This is a genomic window from Mycobacterium sp. ML4, assembly GCF_054515735.1.
Window position 1 is genome coordinate 1 of sequence record NZ_JBTNSY010000018.1, and the last position, 19,020, is coordinate 19,020.

Annotated in this window: 8 protein-coding genes; 3 read left to right on the plus strand and 5 right to left on the minus strand. The window is 67.4% G+C overall.

The genetic code is table 11. The annotated features are described in order from the left end of the window. Window positions 1-253, minus strand: a 253-nt coding sequence (locus tag ACX9NE_RS20085; RefSeq protein ID WP_459362784.1) for a hypothetical protein, incomplete at its 3' end; no start/stop codon positions are given. Here ACX9NE_RS20085 and ACX9NE_RS20090 point away from each other — a divergent pair. Beyond that, a complete protein-coding gene (locus ACX9NE_RS20090) occupies window positions 218-11,440 on the plus strand; it encodes an amino acid adenylation domain-containing protein (protein ID WP_459370754.1) in 11,223 nt (3,740 codons plus the stop codon). The two genes, ACX9NE_RS20085 and ACX9NE_RS20090, sit on opposite strands and share 36 nt — an antisense overlap. Window positions 11,441-11,650: 210 nt before the next feature. Then, window positions 11,651-12,103, plus strand: coding sequence for a hypothetical protein (locus ACX9NE_RS20095; RefSeq protein ID WP_459362773.1), 453 nt, complete (start codon window positions 11,651-11,653; stop codon window positions 12,101-12,103). A gap of 26 nt (window positions 12,104-12,129) precedes the next feature. Here ACX9NE_RS20095 and ACX9NE_RS20100 read toward each other — a convergent pair whose 3' ends face one another. Next, on the minus strand, window positions 12,130-13,776 hold the full coding sequence (locus tag ACX9NE_RS20100; protein ID WP_459362772.1) for an acetolactate synthase large subunit: 1,647 nt from the start codon (window positions 13,774-13,776) through the stop codon (window positions 12,130-12,132). 77 nt (window positions 13,777-13,853) lie between these two features. On the opposite strand from ACX9NE_RS20100, the gene ACX9NE_RS20105 reads away from it, so the two are divergent. Beyond that, window positions 13,854-15,230 (plus strand): NADP-dependent succinic semialdehyde dehydrogenase, encoded by a 1,377-nt coding sequence (locus tag ACX9NE_RS20105; RefSeq protein ID WP_459362771.1) that lies wholly within the window; start codon window positions 13,854-13,856, stop codon window positions 15,228-15,230. 87 nt (window positions 15,231-15,317) lie between these two features. Here ACX9NE_RS20105 and ACX9NE_RS20110 read toward each other — a convergent pair whose 3' ends face one another. The 3 genes from ACX9NE_RS20110 to ACX9NE_RS20120 all read right to left on the minus strand — a co-directional run bounded on the left by ACX9NE_RS20110 (window position 15,318) and on the right by ACX9NE_RS20120 (window position 18,964). Further along, entirely contained in the window at window positions 15,318-16,259 is a 942-nt protein-coding gene (locus ACX9NE_RS20110) for a R2-like ligand-binding oxidase (RefSeq protein WP_459362781.1), read from the minus strand. Next, window positions 16,256-16,939, minus strand: coding sequence for a TetR/AcrR family transcriptional regulator (locus tag ACX9NE_RS20115; RefSeq protein ID WP_459362770.1), 684 nt, complete (start codon window positions 16,937-16,939; stop codon window positions 16,256-16,258). The genes ACX9NE_RS20110 and ACX9NE_RS20115 overlap by 4 nt, the downstream gene beginning before the upstream one ends. Before the next feature lie 66 nt (window positions 16,940-17,005). Next, window positions 17,006-18,964, minus strand: coding sequence for a PE family protein (locus tag ACX9NE_RS20120; protein WP_459362769.1), 1,959 nt, complete (start codon window positions 18,962-18,964; stop codon window positions 17,006-17,008). Window positions 18,965-19,020: the final 56 nt, after the last annotated feature.

The following is a 19,020-nucleotide window of genomic DNA, read 5'->3' on the forward strand; positions in this document are numbered from 1 at the left end:
GCCTCTGGCCCTTGACCCCGACGCCGCGACTGATCTGCAGATCAGCGTGCACCCGCCCGACGAGCAGGGACGCCGACCCTTCACCGTGCACGCGCGCACCGGTGATCAACCGCACCGCCGCGCCACCTGGACCGCGCATGCCACCGGCACGCTGAGCAACCGCCCCCCGCCGTCCTTCCCGCTGCCGCCACCGTCGGATGGGGCAGCGCTCGCTGCCCTGCCCGACGGTTTCTATGCGCGACTCGCCCAGCATGGATTGAAGTGCAGCGGCGCGTTCCGCTCATTGCAGACGATGGGCAAGGACCCGGCACACCCGGACACCATTCACGCCGCCGTGGCGTTGCCCGATGACGTCGACACCGCCGGCTATGGCATTCACCCCGCCCTACTGGATGCCGCGTTGCATCCATTGTCCGCAGCGTTGTCCGACAGTGATGCCCCAGACCCGCGGCATCCGTTCGCCTTCACCGGCGTCACCTTGCACGCGATCGAAGCGAGCCGCCTGCACGTCCACCTCACCCGCACCGGCGCCGACAGCTTCACCCTGCACGCCACCGACCCCGCGGGCGCGCCGGTGATCACCATCGACACCGTGGCCCTGCAGGCACTGCCGACCCCGGACAGCCTCCGACCCGGACACGAGGATTCCCGGGAGGGCTTGTTTGAGTTGGCCTGGCCGCCGTTGCCGGCTGACGTGTTACCCAGCCCGACGGTGTTGCCGGCGTGGACACTGATCAGTGAGCACCCTGCGCTATTTCCCGCCGGTTCGGGTGAACGCCATGTTCAATCAGATGTAGCCGCCATGGATTCGTTGCCGGCACTTGCGGTGTGGGACGTGACATCGCAGCCCGGCGACGAGCAGCCCGGCGACGAGGAACCCGACCCGCTGCAACAGGTCCACGTCTCGGCCCTTCGCACATTGGCCGGATTGCAAACCTGGCTGGCCCGCGCTGCCGATGTCGACGCTCATCTGATGATCGTGACCCGGCAAGCGGTCAGCACAGGCCCCCGCGAGCCGGCCCCCGACCTGGCTCAAGCCGCCGTGTGGGCCCTGATCCACAGCGCCCAGAACGAGCACCCGGGCCGGATCACGGTGGTCGACATCGACACCACGCCGGCCACAGAGCGCACCCTGGTCAAGGTCGTCGGCGCGCTCGCGGACCCGGCCCGGCGAACCGCCGTGGAGCCCCAGGTCGCCGTGCGCGACGGTGTGGTCCACACCCCCCGACTCGCCCCGACCCGGGCACCCGCACACCCCGTCGCGTTCGATCCCGACGGCACGGTGTTGATCACCGGGGGGACCGGGACGCTGGGTGCGGTTTTCGCAGAGCATCTGGTCACCAGATACGGTGTCCGGCATCTGCTGTTGGTGTCTCGCAGCGGTATGGACGCTGCCGGAGCTGCTGATCTCTGCGAGCGGTTAACGCGGCTGGGCGCCCAGGTCAGCATCGCGGCATGCGACAGCAGCGACGGCGAGCAACTGGCTGCGGTGCTGGCCGCCATCCCAGCCCGACATCGGTTGCGTGGCGTGATCCACGCCGCGGGAGTTCTCGACGACGCGGTGGTCAGTGAACTGACCGGCGAGCAACTCGCCACCGTGCTGGGCGGCAAAGCCGACGCCGCCTGGCACCTGCATCGGTTGACCGCTGACGTTGAGCTGGACGCGTTTGTGATGTTCTCCTCGGCGGCGGGGGTTCTCGGGGCCCTCGGGCAGGCCAACTACGCGGCGGCCAACGCCGTCTTGGATGCGCTGGCCCGAAAACGCCATTGCGACGGCTTGCCGGCGACCAGTTTGGCCTGGGGATACTGGGAGACCGCCAGCGCCATGACCGCTCATCTCGACGCGGTGGACCAGGCGAGGTTCACCCGTAACAATCTGACGCCGATCACCATCGAGCACGGTCTGGCGCTGTTCGATGCCGCGCTGGCATCCCGGCAACCCAACCTGATCCCGACCCCGTTCAACACCCGCGCACTGGCGCGCCAAGCACGCCACGGCGCCTTGCCGGTCATCTTGTCGGCTCTGACGACCGCCCGGCGGCACGCCAGCACCATTGCCCCGGCCGACACACTGATCAGACAACTGGCCCGCCAGACGCCACAGCAACAACTCGCGACCCTCAATGCCCTCGTCGCGACGACCACGGCCGCCGTGTTGGCTCACCCCGACCCGACCGCACTCGATCCCGACCTGCCGTTCAGAGACCTCGGCATGGACTCGCTGAGCGCACTGGAATTCCGCAACACACTGACCCGTCACACCGGCCTACCCCTGCCGGCGACCCTGGCCTTCGACCACCCCACCCCCGCCGCGACAGCCCAGCATCTGGCCGGGCTACTCACCGCCACCACCGATGCCACCGCAGCGGGACTGGATCTGGTGCTGGGCCCGCAGCTGCGCCCGCAGCGCTTGCCGTTGTCGTTTGCCCAACGCCGGCTGTGGTTCATCGAACAGACCGCCGACGCGACACCGATCTACAACATCCCCATGGCGCTGAGACTGACCGGAGACCTCGACGCGGCGGCACTTCGTACGGCCATCGGCGATGTCATCGAACGCCACGAAAGCCTGCGCACCCGCTTCATCTGTGAACAGGGAACCCCTTATCAGCAGATAGTGAAAGCCGGCGAGTACGAACCGGCTTTTGCAGTCATCGACGTCGCCGACGAGCAGGAGGTCGGTTGCCGGATAAACGACGCCGCAGGCCGGCTCTTCGATCTGGCAACAGAGATCCCGATCCGCGCCGAGCTGCTGAAGCTTTCCGCTGTCGAACACGTGTTGGTGGTGGTGATCCATCACATCGCCGCCGACGGCGTGTCGATGATCGCTTTCTTCTCCGATCTCGTGCGCGCCTACACCGCCCGCAGCGAAGGCCACCAACCCACCTGGTCGCCGCTGCCGCTGCAATACGGCGACTACACGCTGTGGCAGCAGAAATTCCTGGGCAGCGATGACGACCCGGCCAGTGTGCTGTCACGTCAGTTGGCCTATTGGTATTCCGAGCTCGAAGGGGCGCCCGAAGAAACGGCGCTACCGTTTGACCGGCCCCGCCCCGCCCGACAGTCCTTCGCCGGTGACGTCGTCCATTTCGTTGTCGACACGCGCCTGCAAGAGCAGGTGAAACAGGTAGCTCAACGCTGCGAGGCAACGGCGTCGATGGTGTATCAGGCCGCGGTCGCGGTGCTGTTGCACAAACTTGGCGCCGGTGACGACGTGACGATCGGCGGGCTGATGAGCGGGCGTACCGATGCCGCTCTCTCCGATCTGGTCGGGTTTTTCGTCAACACCTGGGTGCTGCGCGTCCAGACGGCGGGCAATCCCAGTTTCACCGAGATTCTTTCCCAGGTGAGACAAAAAGCGCTGGCGGCCTACAACCATCAGGACGTTCCATTCGAGCGGGTGGTACAGCGGCTCAACCCGACTCGCTCAGGGGCGCACCACCCACTCTTTCAAGTGGCTTTCCTTTTGCAGAACACGCCATCGCCGACGATGAAATTCCCCGGGCTTTGGGCCCGACCAATACCCACCCGTCCGCATGGCGCCAAATTCGATCTGCAAATCGAAATCATCGCCCCGCAACAGCCGTCCGAGCGGTGCCCGCAGCCCCTTGCGGCCAGCATCGAATACGCCACCGACATCTTCGACCGCGACACCATCAGCACCATCGTCGACTACTACCTGCACGTCCTGACCACACTGACCGCCGATCCGCAACGGCGGCTGTCGTCGATCGTCCTGCTCGATGACGCCGCCGACGCACGCCTGGCGCGGTGGAGCAATCGCACGGTTCTCACCTACCCCGCCGACCGGGAGCGGGCATCGATACCGGCGTTGTTTGCCGCCCAGGTCAGTCGCCTACCCGATGCCGTCGCGCTGAGCTTCGACGGACACTCGCTCTCCTACCGCGAGATCGACGAGGCTTCCAACCGCCTTGCCCACCTGTTGCGCGACCGGGGCATCGGTCCCGGTGATGCGGTGGGTGTCTTTCTGCAGCGCTGCCCTGAGGCCATCGTCGCGATCCTGGCGGTGCTCAAGAGCGGAGCCGCTTACCTGCCGATCGACCCGAACCACCCCGACGCCCGCGTCGAATTCATCATCGGCGACGCCACGCCGGCCGCGGTGATCACGAAGACCGGGCTGGCAAGCCGGCTTGACCGACCAGGCCCGGTGATCATCGATGTCGATGACCCCACCATCAGTATCTCCTATCCCCCGGACGCCCTGCCGCTACCGACTGCCGACAACATCGCCCACATCATCTACACCTCAGGCACCACCGGCGTTCCCAAAGGCGTAGCGATTCCGGACAGCTGCATCACCCGGTTATTCGGCTCGCTGACTGCGGATCTGACACCGAAGCCACGGCAGGTGTGGAGCCAGTGCCATTCCTATGCGTTCGATTTCTCGGTGTGGGAGATCTGGGGCGCGTTGCTGCACGGTGGGCGGCTGGTCGTGGTGCCCGAGCCGATCACCCGCTCGCCGTCGGATCTGCTGGCCCTGCTGGTCGCCGAGCGGGTGACCATGCTGAGCCAAACCCCCTCAGCGTTCTACGCGCTGCAGGCCGCCGAGGCGGCACAGCCCGACCTGAGCCGACAACTGCAGCTGGAAACCGTGGTGTTCGGCGGCGAAGCCCTTGAGCCACAACGCATCCGGACGTGGTTGAGCAACCATCCGCAGGCCCCGCGGCTGATCAACATGTACGGCATCACCGAAACCACCGTGCATGCCTCCTACCGGCGGATCCTCGAGCCGGACGCGACCGGCGCGACCAGCCCGATCGGTGTCCCGTTGCCCGGCGCAGCGTTCTTCGTGCTGGACCGGTGGCTGCGGCCGGTGCCGGCCGGCGTGGTCGGAGAGTTGTACGTGGCGGGGGCGGGCGTGGGTTACGGGTACTGGCGCCGATCGGCGTTGACCGCCGCCCGATTCGTGGCCTGCCCCTTCGGCGGGGCCGGGACCCGGATGTACCGCAGCGGAGACCTGGTGCGCTGGGCCGCCGACGGCGAACTGCACTACATCGGCCGCGCCGACGAACAAGTCAAGATCCGCGGCCACCGCATCGAACCCGCCGAGATCGCCACCTTAATCACCGAATTCGACGGCGTCGAGCAAGCCGTGGTGATCGCCCGCGAGGACCAGCCCGGCGACAAGCGCCTGGTTGCCTACATCACCGGTACCGCCGACCCGGGCGACATCCGGGCCGAGTCGGCCGGGAAACTCCCGCCGTACATGGTGCCCGCCGCCGTCGTCGCCCTGGAAGCACTGCCGCTGACCGTCAACGGCAAACTCGACACCCGGGCCCTGCCGGCTCCCCAATACGGCCACACCGACTCCTACCGCCCGCCCACGACGACCATCGAAGACATCCTGGCCACCATCTACGCCCAGGTGCTCGGCCTCGACCGGGTCGGGGTCGACGACTCCTTCTTCGATCTCGGCGGAGATTCGCTCTCGGCGATGCGCGTCATCGCGGCCATCAACACCACCCTGGACGCCGGCCTCAGCGTCCGCACGCTGTTCGACGCACCCACCATCACCGCCCTTGCCCAGTGCATGGGTGCGGGCGCACCGCGGCCGACACCGTTGACGGCCGGCGCACTTCCGGCGGTGGTCCCGCTGTCGTTTGCCCAGGAGGGGCTGTGGTTCCTCGACCAACTTCAGGGCCCCTCACCGGTTTACAACATGGCGTGGGCGCTGCGATTGTGCGGACACCTTGATATCGATGCGCTGGCCCACGCACTGGCCGACCTCATCGAGCGACACCACACACTGCGGACCGTGTTCCCCTCGACCGACGGGGTTCCCCGGCAGGTGGTCATACCCACCGACCAGGCCGGCCTGCCCTGGGATGTCGTCGACGCGACCGCCTGGGTGCCCGACAGGCTGCAGCACGCCATCGACACCGCGGTTCGCCACAGGTTCGAACTGACGACCGAAATACCGCTGCGCGCAAGGCTTTTCACGCTGAGCAACGACGAACACGTGCTAGTGGTCACCGTGCACCACATCGCCGCCGACGGTTGGTCCCTCGCGCCGCTGACCGATGACCTGAACACCGCCTACCTGGACCGCATCGCCGGTCGCAGCCCGCAGTGGGCCGATCTGCCGGTGTGCTACCTCGACTACACCCTGTGGCAGCGCGCCAACCTCGGCGAGCTCACCGACGCCGACAGTGCTATCAGCACCCAGCTGCGATACTGGGAGGACACACTGGCCGGGATGCCGGAGCGCCTCGAGTTGCCCACCGACCGGCCCTACCCACGGGTGGCCGATCACCGTGGCGCCCACATCGACATCCACTGGCCCGCAACGCTGCAACGCGAGATAGCCCGGGTGGCCCGCGAACACCACGCCACCAGTTTCATGGTGATCCACGCCGGCCTGACAGCCCTGCTGGCTCAGCTCAGCGCCGGCACCGATGTGGCCATCGGGATCCCCACCGCCGGCCGCACCCACCCCGCGCTCGACCACCTCGTCGGGATGTTCGTCAACACCCTCGTGCTGCGCGTCGACCTGTCCGGTGATCCCACGTTCAGCCAACTGCTGACCCAGGTCCGCACCCGCAGCCTGGAAGCCTTCGACCACCAAGACGTGCCCTTCGAAGTGCTCGTCGATCGGCTGAACCCGGCCCGGTCGATGGCCCACCACCCCCTCATCCAGGTGCTGATGGCCTGGCAGAACCTGCCCGAGAACCACGACCCCGCGACCGCGGTCGCCCTCGGCGAGCTCGACGTCACCCCGGTACCGGTCGATACCCACACCGCTCGCATGGACCTGGCTTTTTCGCTTTCGGAGCGTTTCACCCATGCCGGGGAGCCCGCCGGCATCATCGGCAGTCTCGAATACCGAACCGACGTCTACGACGCCGCCACCATCGAAGCGCTGCTGAGCCGGCTGCAACGGCTGCTGCGGGTGACGACCAGCCATCCCGACCGGCCGTTGTCCGGGGTGGACCTGGTCGACGACGCCGAGCGCGCCGGCCTGTTCGAGTGGGGTAACCTCGCGGCCCTGCGCCAACGGCCGGTCGACGCGGCGTCGGTCGCCCAGCTGTTCAGCGCCCAGGTCGCCCGCACCCCCGACGCCACAGCCCTGGTCTGCGGGGACACCGTTTTGACCTACCGGGAACTCGACGCCGCCGCGAATCGATTGGCCCACCGCCTCAGCGGCCACCCGATCGGTCCGGGCGACACGGTCGCTCTGCTGTTCAGCCGCTCGGTCCAGGCGATCGTCTCGATGCTGGCCGTGTGGAAAACCGGGGCCACCTATCTCCCCATCGATCCCACTCACCCCCCGGCGCGGATCGCGTTCATGCTCGGCGACGCAGCCCCCGCCGCGCTACTGACCACCAGCGAACTGGCAGCCGGCCTGGACCGCCACGACCTGCCCGTCATCGACGTCGACGACCCCGCCATCGCCACTCATCCCAGCACCGGGCTGCCGCACCACGACGCCGACAACCTCGCTTACATCCTCTACACCTCCGGCACCACCGGACGCCCCAAGGGCGTCGCCATCACCCACCGCAACATCGCCCAACTCATCGCAGCGCCAACCTCGTTCACGCCGGCCGCGGGGCACACGACGACCCAGTGCCATTCCTACGCCTTCGACCTTTCGGTGTTCGAGGTGTGGGCCGCACTCCTGCACGGTGCACGGCTGGTGGTGATTCCCGAATCGATCACGCGCTCCCCCAGCGACTTTCACGCCTTGCTGGTCTCCGAGAAAGTCGACATGCTGGTCCAAACCCCTTCTGCGGTAACCGTTTTGCCGCCCGACGGATTGGAATCGGCGGCATTGGTCGTCGGTGGCGAGGCCTGCCCCTCCGAGGTCGTGGACCGGTGGGCCGGCGGGCGGGTGATGGTCAATCAGTACGGTCCGACCGAGACCACGATGTACGTGTCGATGAGCGAACCGTTGAAACCGGGCTCGGGGACGCCGCCGATCGGCCACCCGGTAGCGGGTGCGGCGTTGTTCGTGCTGGATCGCTGGTTGCGGCCGGTGCCGGCCGGCGTGGTCGGCGAGTTGTACGTGGGCGGGTCCGGGGTGGCGTGCGGGTACTGGCGCCGTGCGAAGTTGACCGCCACCCGGTTCGTGGCCTGCCCGTTCGGGGGTGCCGGCACCCGGATGTATCAGACCGGGGACCTGGTGCGCTGGGGCAGCGACGGTCAGCTGCAGTATGTCGGCCGCGCCGACGAACAAGTCAAGATCCGGGGCCACCGCATCGAACCCGCCGGCGTAGCCACCGTTCTGGCCGAACTCGACGGCGTCGACCAGGCGGTGGTGATCGCGCGTCAGGACCCACCGGGTGACAAACGCCTGGTGGCCTACCTCACCGGAACCGCCAACCCGGCTGACATCCGCCCCGCGCTGGCCAAGAGGCTGCCGCCGTACATGGTGCCCTCCGCCGTCGTCGCGCTGGAGACGTTGCCGTTGACCATCAACGGCAAACTCGACACCCAGGCTCTGCCGGCTCCCCAGTACGGCGACACCGACTCCTACCGCGCCCCCAGCACGACGGTCGAAAGCATTCTGGCCACCATCTACGCCCAGGTGCTCGGCCTCGATCGGGTCGGAATCGACGACTCCTTCTTCGATCTGGGCGGCGACAGCATCCTGGCGATTCAGGTCGCCGCCCGGGCGCAGGCCGCCGGGGTCAGCTGCCGGCCCCGGGATGTCTTCACCGCGCAGAGCGTTGCCGGAGTGGCCCAGTTCGCGCGGCTGGTCGAACCGGACGACACCGAGGTGGATGACGGGGTCGGCGACGTGACCCCGACGCCGATCATGCGCTGGCTACAGAGCATCGACGACCTCGACGAGCAGTTCAACCAGACATTCCTGATACAAGCCCCGCGCGAAGTCACCGAACCCGAGGTCGCCATCGTGCTGCAGGCTCTGCTGGACCGCCACGGGATGCTGCGGCTGCGCGTCGAATCCGACGCCGCCGACGGCTGGTCACTGTCGGTGCCCGAACCCGGCTCGCTGGACGCCGGCGATTTCCTACTGCAGGACTACGAGCTCACACCGGAAACCCTGACCATGGCCTGGTCGCGGCTGGAACCCACCGGCGGAGCGATGATCAGCGCGATCTGGATCTCCTCGACAGCACAGCTGTTGTTGGCCATTCACCATCTGGGCGTCGATGGGGTGTCATGGCGCATCATCCAAGACGACCTCAACACCGCTTGGGACCAACACCGCCGCGGGCGACGTGCGGTGCTGCCCACTCATGGCACGTCGTTTCGCACCTGGGCCGCGACGCTGGCCGAGTACGCGCGCAGCGCGGCCGTGACAAGTCAACTGCCGGCTTGGCAACAGATCGCGAGGATCCCGCCGGCGCTGCCTGCGCTCAATTCCGCCGCCGGCCCCCGGCATTGGTCGGCCCGGCTGAGTACCGATGCCACACGCATGCTGCTCGGAGCGGTACCGGCCGCGTTCGACACCGGCGTCCACGAAATTCTGTTGATCGCCTACGCCCTGGCATGGACGGAGTTTCTGGGTCACCCGGACACCCCGATCGTCATCGACGTCGAAGGTCATGGACGCCAGGAAGAAATAGCCCCCGGCACCGACCTGTCCCGCACGATCGGTTGGTTCACCACCAAATACCCCGTGGCGTTGACGGTGCAGGGGCTGCACTGGACGCAGATCGCGTCCGGGGACGCTGCCTTGAATGCGGTGCTCAAGGACGCCGTACAACAGCTGCGCGCCGCCCCCGACGGCCTGACCTACGGCTTGCTGCGCTACCTCAACCCCGACACCGAGCTTGCCGGAGCCGACCCGCCCATAGCGTTCAACTATTTCGGCCGCTTCGGCGTTTCGGCGGGGCAGGCACCGCCCGATGCCGGAAGTTGGCAGATCACCACCTCGGAACTGCTGCAGGCCGCCGCGGCCGGCAATGAGACATGGCAGCCGTCGACGCACAGCGTGGCACTCAACGCGGTCACCGTCGACGGCGACACGGGTCCCCGGCTGCAGGCCGGCTGGACGTGGGTGCCGCCGGCATTCGACGAGCACCAGATCACCCGGTTGGGCGAGCTGTGGTTCGAGGCGCTCACCGGCATCTGCACCCACGTGCGCGACAACCCGGCAAAACCCGCCCCGCTCGATCCGGCGCCGACCGGCTTCGCGTCCGTGCACGGCCACGACTGCGCCGAGGTGCACGCCCGCGACCTGACCCTCGACAAGTTCATCGACGCCCCGACGCTGGCGACGGCGCCCTCGCTGCCCCGTTGCCGCGCCGAGGCGAAAACGGTACTGCTGACCGGCGCCACCGGATTTCTCGGGCGGTACCTCGCGCTGGAATGGCTGCAGCGGATGGAGCGGGTAGGCGGCACGGTGATCTGCGTGGTGCGTGCGGAATCCGACCAACACGCACGACGCCGGCTCGACAGCACGTTCGACACCGATCCCAAGCTGTTCGCTCACTACCAGCAGCTGGCCGCCGACCATCTCGAAGTGATCGCCGGCGACAAGAGCCGCCCGCACTTGAGTCTAGACCCACGAACCTGGCAGCGGCTGGCAGACACGGTCGAACTTATCGTCGACCCCGCGGCCAGGGTCCACCACCTACTGCCCTACAGCCAGCTGTTCGGCCCCAACACGCTGGGCACCGCCGAGCTGATCCGCCTTGCGCTGACCACCCGGCTCAAGCCCTACCTGTACGTGTCGACCGCGGCGGTGGGCGAGCCGCTAGACCGGTCGGCATTCACCGAGGACGCCGACATTCGGATGCTCAGCCCCACTCGCTCCAACAACCACAGCTATCGCAACGGCTATGCGAACAGCAAATGGGCCGGCGAGGTGCTGCTGCGGGAGGCCCATGATGACTGCGGCCTGCCGGTCGCGGTGTTCCGCTGCGCCGACATCACGGCCGACACCGGCTACGCAGGACAACTGAACGTGCCGGACAACTTCACCCGGCTCATGATGAGCGTGATCGCCACGGGCGTCGCGCCCGGCTCGTTCTACCAGCTCGACGAGAACGGGAACCGTCAACGTGCGCACTACGACGGCCTACCAGTCGGATTCGTCGCCGAATCGATCAGCACACTGGGCGTGGCGGTGACCGACGGGTTCCAGACCTACCACGTGATGAACCCGCACGACGACGGCGTCGGACTCGACACGTTCATCGACTGGCTGATCGACGCCGGTCACCCGATCCGGCGTATCGCGGACTACCGCGACTGGACAAAGCAACTCGAGGCCGGCCTGCGCAACCTGCCAGAACACCAGCGCGAGCGCTCACTGCTGCCGCTGTTGTTGCTGATGCAGGATCAGCCGGGCGCCCCACCGCCCACCCGCGGATCAATCGCGCCGAACGAGCGGTTCCGCGCCGCGGTCCAGCACGCGAAAATCGGCCCGGACAAAGACATCCCGCGGATCACGGCGCCGATCATCGTCAAATACGCCACCGACTTGAAGTTGCTCGGACTGATCTGAACGCGCCGAGAAGCGGCGCTGGCGGCGAAACATGTTGCAAAGAAATGCTTTGTCGCAATCTGACCCAGGACCACCCCGACCCGCGGCACTGCGGTCGGCCGCCGCGCCTCCGGGGCCCGCCGTCCTCATAGCGAAGTCATACCTCACGAACTATTAACGACGTTAATTTCGTGACATATCGTTCGCATTATGTCGATGAAGGAGGTCACAATGAGGCCGAGAACACTTACCGCGGCGGCGGCGCTCGCCACCGTCCTGGGACTCAGCGCCACACCCCCACCAGCACAAGCCGAGGCGCCCACATCGGGTGGTGTTTACCTCTACGCAGACGAAGACGGCGACACCGGAACGTGGTTTATCACGACTACCTGCACACCTGACTGCGTCGCCCATGTCACGACCTCTTCCGGGCGAGGGTTCGATGCACCGCTGGTCGGTGGACGTTATGTCAACACGCGGACTATCCCGGGGGGCTTGACCTGTCCCGGTCATACCGCAGGGGACTTCGGCCGATGGATCCCTGCCAGCGATCATCCGGTGACCGTCACACAGTCGTGGGATCCGGTCACGCTCGCCGGCGAGGTGGACTTCTTCAATGAGGCCGCGCCGTGCGGTCTGGCCGACCACAGTGACAGATTCACCCTGACGCGCATCGACCAATGACGCCACTGCGACGTACTCCCGGCTGACTACAGCGTCTCGTCCAACTTGCCCAGCCGGTCGGTGAGCCGCAAGTTCTCCGAGTAGTCGACCGGGCACGCGATGATCGACACGCCGTCACCGTCCAGTGCAGCCCGCAACGTCGGCAACAGCTCCTCGGCGCTGTTGATCCGATATCCCTTGGCGCCAAAACTTTCCGCGTACTTCACCACATCCGGATTACCGAACGACACAAAGTGGTGCTCGCCGAGTTCGAGGTCCATCTTCCACTCGATCAGGCCGTATCCGCCGTCCTCCCAGATCAGGACCACCAGCGGAATTTTCTCCCGCACCGCGGTCTCGATCTCCTGGGAGTTCATCAGAAAGGCACCGTCGCCCATCACAGCCAGCACCTTCTCGTCCGGCTGCGCCAGCTTCACCCCCAGCGCTCCGGGCAGCGCAAAACCCATGGTGGACAGTCCGTTCGAGATCAAGCAGGTGTTGCGCTGATAGGTCGGGTAAAGCCGGGCCATCCACATCTTGGTGGCACCGGTGTCGACCAGCACCACGTCGTTGCGCCCCAGCGCCTCCCGCGTATCGGCCACCACCCGCTGCGGCGCCAGTGGATATCGCGAATCTTGTTGTCCCCGAGCAAATTCCTCGTCCAGCAGACCCGACCCGGGCACTTCGACGTCATCGAAGCGGCGTCCGTCCAGCGCCTCGGTCAGCTGATTCAGCGAGTCGCTGATGTCCCCGATGATGCCGACGTCCACCGAGTAATGCGCGTCGACCTCGGCCGGGAAGCGGTGGATGTGGATGATCTTCTTGTCGGCCTGGGGGTTGATGCGAACCGGGTCGAATTCCTGCAACTCGTAACCGACCGCGATAACGACATCGGCGTTGTCGAACCCGAAGTTGACGTAGTCGTGTCGCATGAATCCCAGCGTCCCGATGCCGTTGGGATGATCGTCCGGCATGACACCTTTGCCGTGAAAGCTGTTGGCGACCTTGATGCCGAGTTCCTCGGCGAACCGGATCAAGGCCTCGGTCGCGTTGCTGCGGGCGGCGCCGTGCCCGGCGAGCACTACCGGCCGCTGCGCCGCGCGCAGGATGTCGGCCGCGCGCGCCACCTGGCGAGCCGCCGGCGCGTCAGCCCGGACCACGTTTCGTGGTAACGGTGCCAGCTCCGGGTAGTCGGCGGTATCTGCGTCCAGTTGTTCGGGCACCGCGAGATACACCGCCGCCGGTCGTTCGGTCTCGGCGACCTTGAATGCCTTGCGGATCATCTCCGGTATGGCATGTGCGGTGGGGATACCGGCCGACCACTGGGTGATGGGGGCAAACATCGACACCAGGTCGACGTACTGGTGTGACTCTTTGTACTCGCGGTCCTGGCCGACCTGCGCGGAGATGGCGACCATCGGGGTGCTGTTGGTGGTGGCGTCGGCGACGCCGAGCTGCAGGTTGATGGCACCCGGGCCGAGCGTCGCCGAGACCACGGCAGCGCGTCCGGTGACCCGGCCGTACATCTCGGCCATGAAGGCCGCACCCTGTTCGTGCCGGGTGAGGACGTAGCGGATGTCCGAGGCCGCCAGCGCCTTGATGAGCCGGATGTTCTCCTCCCCCGGGATACCGAACACGACGGATACGCCCTCGTTCTCCAGGCACTTGACGATCAGCTCAGCCGCTGTAGACATCCGCCACCTCTCTGTTTCCTCAATAGTGGCAGGCTAGCTGTCGGACGGTTCACGACAACCCTGACAGGAGGGCCGACGTGCCCATCGCCACCATCAACCCGGCCACCGGCGAGACAGTCAAAACCTTCACGCCCGCAACCGACGACGAAGTCGAGGCGGCCATAGCGCGCGCCTACGCGCGGTTCCAGGACTACCGCCGCAACACCACCTATGCCCAGCGTGCCCAGTGGGCAAACGCCACCGCCGACCTGCTCGAAGCCGAGGCGGACGACACCGCCGCCATCATGACGCTGGAAATGGGCAAGACGCTGGCCAGCGCCAAGGCGGAAGTGATCAAGTGCGCCAAAGGTTTTCGCTACTACGCGGAGAACGCGGAGGCGCTGCTGGCCGACGAGCCCGCCGATGCCGGCAAGGTGAACGCCGCCAAGGCGTACTCGCGCTACCAGCCCCTGGGGGTGGTGCTGGCGGTCATGCCGTGGAATTTCCCGTTGTGGCAGGCGGTAAGGTTCGCCGCGCCGGCGCTGATGGCCGGCAACGTCGGACTGCTCAAGCACGCGTCCAACGTCCCGCAGTGCGCGTTGTATCTCGCCGATGTCATTGCCCGCGGCGGGTTCCCGGACGGGTGCTTCCAGACCCTGCTGGTCTCGTCCGGCACCGTCGAACGGATCCTGCGCGACCCCCGCGTTGCGGCCGCCACCCTCACCGGAAGCGAACCCGCCGGCCAGTCGGTGGGCGCCATCGCCGGTGACGAGATCAAGCCCACCGTGCTCGAACTCGGCGGCAGCGACCCGTTCATCGTGATGCCCTCGGCCGACCTGGACAAGGCGGTCAGCACCGCCGTCACCGGACGAGTGCAGAACAACGGCCAATCCTGTATCGCCGCAAAGCGTTTCATCGTGCACGCCGATATCTACGACGCGTTTGTGGACAAGTTCGTCGAACAGATGTCGGCACTGAAAGTCGGCGATCCGACCGACCCGGACACCCAGGTCGGACCGTTGGCCACCCAGAGCGGGCGAGACGAGATCGCCGGCCAGGTGGACGCCGCGGTCGCTGCGGGTGCGAAGGTCCGCTGCGGCGGCAAGACCCCGGACGGTCCGGGCTGGTTCTACCCACCGACGGTGATCACCGACATCACCAAGGACATGGCGCTCTACACCGAAGAGGTGTTCGGGCCGGTGGCCTCGGTGTACCGGGCGGCCGACATCGACGAAGCGATCGAGATCGCCAACGCCACCACCTTCGGGTTGGGGTCCAACGCCTGGACGCAGGACGACGCGGAGCAGCAGCGATTCATCGACGACATCGAAGCCGGCCAGGTGTTCATCAACGGGATGACGGTGTCTTATCCCGAGCTCCCGTTCGGCGGTGTCAAGCGTTCGGGCTACGGACGCGAACTGGCGGGCGCGGGCATCAAGGAGTTCTGCAACGCCAAGACCGTCTGGGTGGGATAACCCCCGCCGCCGAGCAGACACAAAATCGCCCAAAACGCCGTTGTTTTGGGCGATTTTGTGTCTGCTCGCGCACCTATGCTGCTCGCGCTAACTCACGGCGGCGAGCGCGCGCCGATCTTCGTCGGCGAAGTCGTCCTCGAGTTGCACCGGTGAGTAGTCCAGGTCGATCTCACCCACCGGGCGACCGCGGGCACTGCTGATGGTGCCGAACCGCCGCATGCCCTTGTCGGTGGAGTATCGCAGCATCTCGTCGGACTGCAGGCCGAACGGCGGGTGATCGCCGTAGAACTCGAATCCTTCTGCGGTGAGACGCAGCGCCATCGGGATGAGCTCGTTCATGCGGTTCTCGAAGACGGTCCAGTTGGCGTCGTCGGCAGCGACGTGGCGCCGGCAGGTGAAGGTGCCCCAGGCCATGTGACGCCGTTCGTCGTCACCGATGCGGCGCACCAGCTCCTGCATGCCGGGCAGGATCTTTCGCTCGACGCAGATCTTGTTCCAGGCGTAGTAGCCGGTGAGCGCCAGCATGCCTTCGACGATGTGGTTGTAGGTGACCGATGCCCGCACCTGGGCCGCCGGCGACGGATCGCCGGTCAGCGCGTTGAGGCAGTCCGGCAACTCGTCATAGAAGATCTCCCGATAGGTGGGCAGCGGATCGAGGTAACCGTGCAAATCGGCTGTCACGCCTACCGCGTCAAGCCACAGCCGGAACACCTGGACGTGTTTGGCTTCCTCGAATGCGAACTGCGTCAGGTACATCTCGTCACCCAGCCGCCCCTCCGCGCGCATCGCGGCCATGAACGGCTGGATGTCCTCGGTCACCGCTTCTTCCCCGGCGATGAACTGGGCGCACAGCCGAATGACGTAATCCCGCTCGGCATCCGACAGCTTCTCCCAGTCCTCCCGGTCGCGGGAAAAGTCGATGTCGGCCGGGTTCCAGAATTTGGCGTTGCCGCCGGCGAACAGCTTCAGGGGCAGGCTGCTCCAGTTGAGGCCGCCCGCGACCATCGAGCCGGAATGTGTGCGTGTTATGTGAACTCCTTCGATCGTGCTGGGCTGACGGCCGGCCTCGGGGCGACGAACGCATCCGAAAGCACCGCGACGAGCCTGCGCACGGCGAGCGCGGGCTGCTCCGGCGTGGGCTCGTCGAGGCCGAGGATCGGATCCAGACCGCGCATGTAGGGCGCCAGCGCCAGATGCGGAAAGATCATCAGCAGCAGCGACATCAGCACGTCGGTGTCGGAGTCGGCACGCAGATCTCCGCGCCGCAACGCCTCGGTCACCAACGGGCGCAACACCTCCAGGTAATGCCGGTGGATGACGTTGCGCACGCTGATGCGGGCGTCGGTATCGACCTCCAGCGTCGCCGCGGCATGCAGCGCGCGTTCCCGGGGATGCTCGGCGTAGTAGGCGACCCAGGCGTCCAGCAGGTCGGTGAGGAACTCGAAGAACGGCCTAGTCGGATCGAGTTCGCGGATGATGCCTTCGACATACGCCCGCACCCGTTGGCTGGCGACGTCTGCGATGTAGGCATAGAGGTCGCGCTTGTCCGCGAAATACTGGAACAGGCTGCCCTTGGCGACGCCGGCGCGCCGGGCGATGACGTTGAGGCTGCCATTGGAAAAGCCGTGGGCGCCGAACTCGGCCTCCGCGGCTTCGATGACGGCTGCGCGGCGAGCCGGATCGACGCGGGCCCACGTAACGGTCGGCATACGCGCCTCCTAGCGTCAATGACCAGCGGTCATTCTACTGTGAGGTAGTTCACAGTCAAGGCGACGTCATCCGGCTTTCCCGGTACGGCCGTCGAGGCCCCGCACGCCGGCCGCGCCGTGGCTGGCGGTTCCACCGGTGGAGCCATCGGACACGTTGCCGGTCCCACCGGCGCCACCGGAACCGCCGTCACCGAAACCGCCGCCGCTGCCGCCGATGCCGCCGCCCCCACCTGCGCCGATGTTGCCGGCGTGACCGAACAGACCGCCCGCTCCACCCGTACCACCGTCACCACCGTCGCCCGCATTGCCGCCGGCACCGCCATCACCACCGATTCCGCCGAAGCCACCATTGCCACCGGTACTCACCGCGCCGGCTCCAGTGCCGCCGGAGCCGCCGTTACCGCCAATGCCGGCGGCACCACCGTCGCCCCCCAGTCCCCCGGCACCGCCCGCGCCGCCATCGCCGATCAGCCAACCGCTGGCGCCGCCCGCGCCGCCGGCGCCACCGGCCGCCCCGGCACCGCCTGCGCCCCCGACCCCGCCGGCGCCGCCCTGACCGCCTCCGCCACCGTTGAGACTGTTGACGCCTCCACCGTTGCCACCGTCGCCACCGAAACCGCCGTGCGCCAGTACCGCACTGCCGCCGGCCCCGCCCAGGCCGCCGACGCCGCCCGCGCCGCCGTTACCGATCAACCAGCCACCGTGGCCACCCGCACCGCCCGCTCCGCCGGTGCCGGCGTCACCTGCGGCGGTACCGGTACCCCCGGTGCCACCGACACCACCCACGCCGCCAGTGCCGCGCACGGCGTTACCCCCCGTGCCGCCGCCGCCGCCGGCGGCACCGGCACCCCCGTGGCCGCCCGCCCCGCCGGCTCCACCTACCACATGGCTGTTGTTGTTGTTGGTGACGGACGACGCGTCCCCGCCCGTACCACCATTTCCGCCCGCCGCGCCGGCGCCACCGTTTCCGCCGGTCCCGCCGGTGCCCCCGATGCTGCTGCTCGCGCGGCCAAGGCCATTGGTGGCCGAGCCACCGTTACCGCCCGTTCCGCCTGGCGTACCGGGCCCGTCGCCGACCCCAGCGGCACCGTCGCCGCCGGCTCCACCGTTGCCGCCGTGCACCGCCGGCATGTTGTTGGTGTAGCTGTTGCCCCCGGTACCGCCGGTACCACCCCGGGTGTTGGGCTGGCTGCCGACACCACCGGTGCCACCGTCGGCTCCCGTACCGGGAAAGCGCTGGTTGTAACTCGCGCCGTCGGTGCCGCCCGGCCCGTCACCGGCGAACTGGTTGAAGTGGGGGTTGACGCCGGCCGTGCCGTCCGCTCCGGCACCACCGTCTCCGCCGCGGCCACCGGCACCGATAAGGCCGGCACCGCCGCCCGCACCGCCGGTACCGCCGTGTCCACCCGCGAGCACCGCGTTCCCCCCGCCGCCACCGTTGCCGCCATTGCCATACAGCCAGCCGCCAGTCCCGCCGGCCCCGCCGGCCTGACCGGCACCACCGGCCGCGCCATTACCCCCGTTACCCCATAGGCCGGCGTTACCACCATGACCACCCGTTTGGCCCGCGCCACCGGCCGCACCCGATCCGCCGTTGCCATACAGCAGTCCACCGTCGCCGCCGTTGCCACCGGGGGTCGTGGCGTTGGCCCCGTCTCCGATCAGCGGACGACCCAGCACCGCCTGGGTAGGTGCGTTGATCACCCCCAGCACATCCCGCTCCAGCGTCTGCAACGGCGTGGCATTGGCCGCCTCGGCACTGGCATACGCACCCGCCCCTGCGGTCAGCGTCTGGACGAATCGATCATGGAACGCCGCCACCCGGGCACTGACCTCCTGATAGGCCTGCCCGTGCGAGCCGAAGAACTCCGCGATCACCGCCGATACCTCGTCGGCACCGGCGGCCGACATTCTCGTCGTCGGTGCCGCCGAGGCCATATTGGCCCCGCGCAGCGTCGAACCGATATCGGCGAGGTCCGCAGCCGCCGCGGCCACCGCTTCAGATGACACGAAAACGAAAGACATGACAATTCCCCTCAGTCGCCCAAACATGACGGTTTGGCTGTTGCACGCCGCACTAC

Bases quoted from the DNA above. Each gene is read 5' to 3' on its own strand.
- ACX9NE_RS20095 (WP_459362773.1), top strand. From the start codon at position 11,651: ATGAGGCCGAGAACACTTACCGCGGCGGCGGCGCTCGCCACCGTCCTG.
- ACX9NE_RS20100 (WP_459362772.1), bottom strand. From the start codon at position 13,776: ATGTCTACAGCGGCTGAGCTGATCGTCAAGTGCCTGGAGAACGAGGGC.
- ACX9NE_RS20115 (WP_459362770.1), bottom strand. From the start codon at position 16,939: ATGCCGACCGTTACGTGGGCCCGCGTCGATCCGGCTCGCCGCGCAGCC.
- ACX9NE_RS20120 (WP_459362769.1), bottom strand. From the start codon at position 18,964: ATGTCTTTCGTTTTCGTGTCATCTGAAGCGGTGGCCGCGGCGGCTGCG.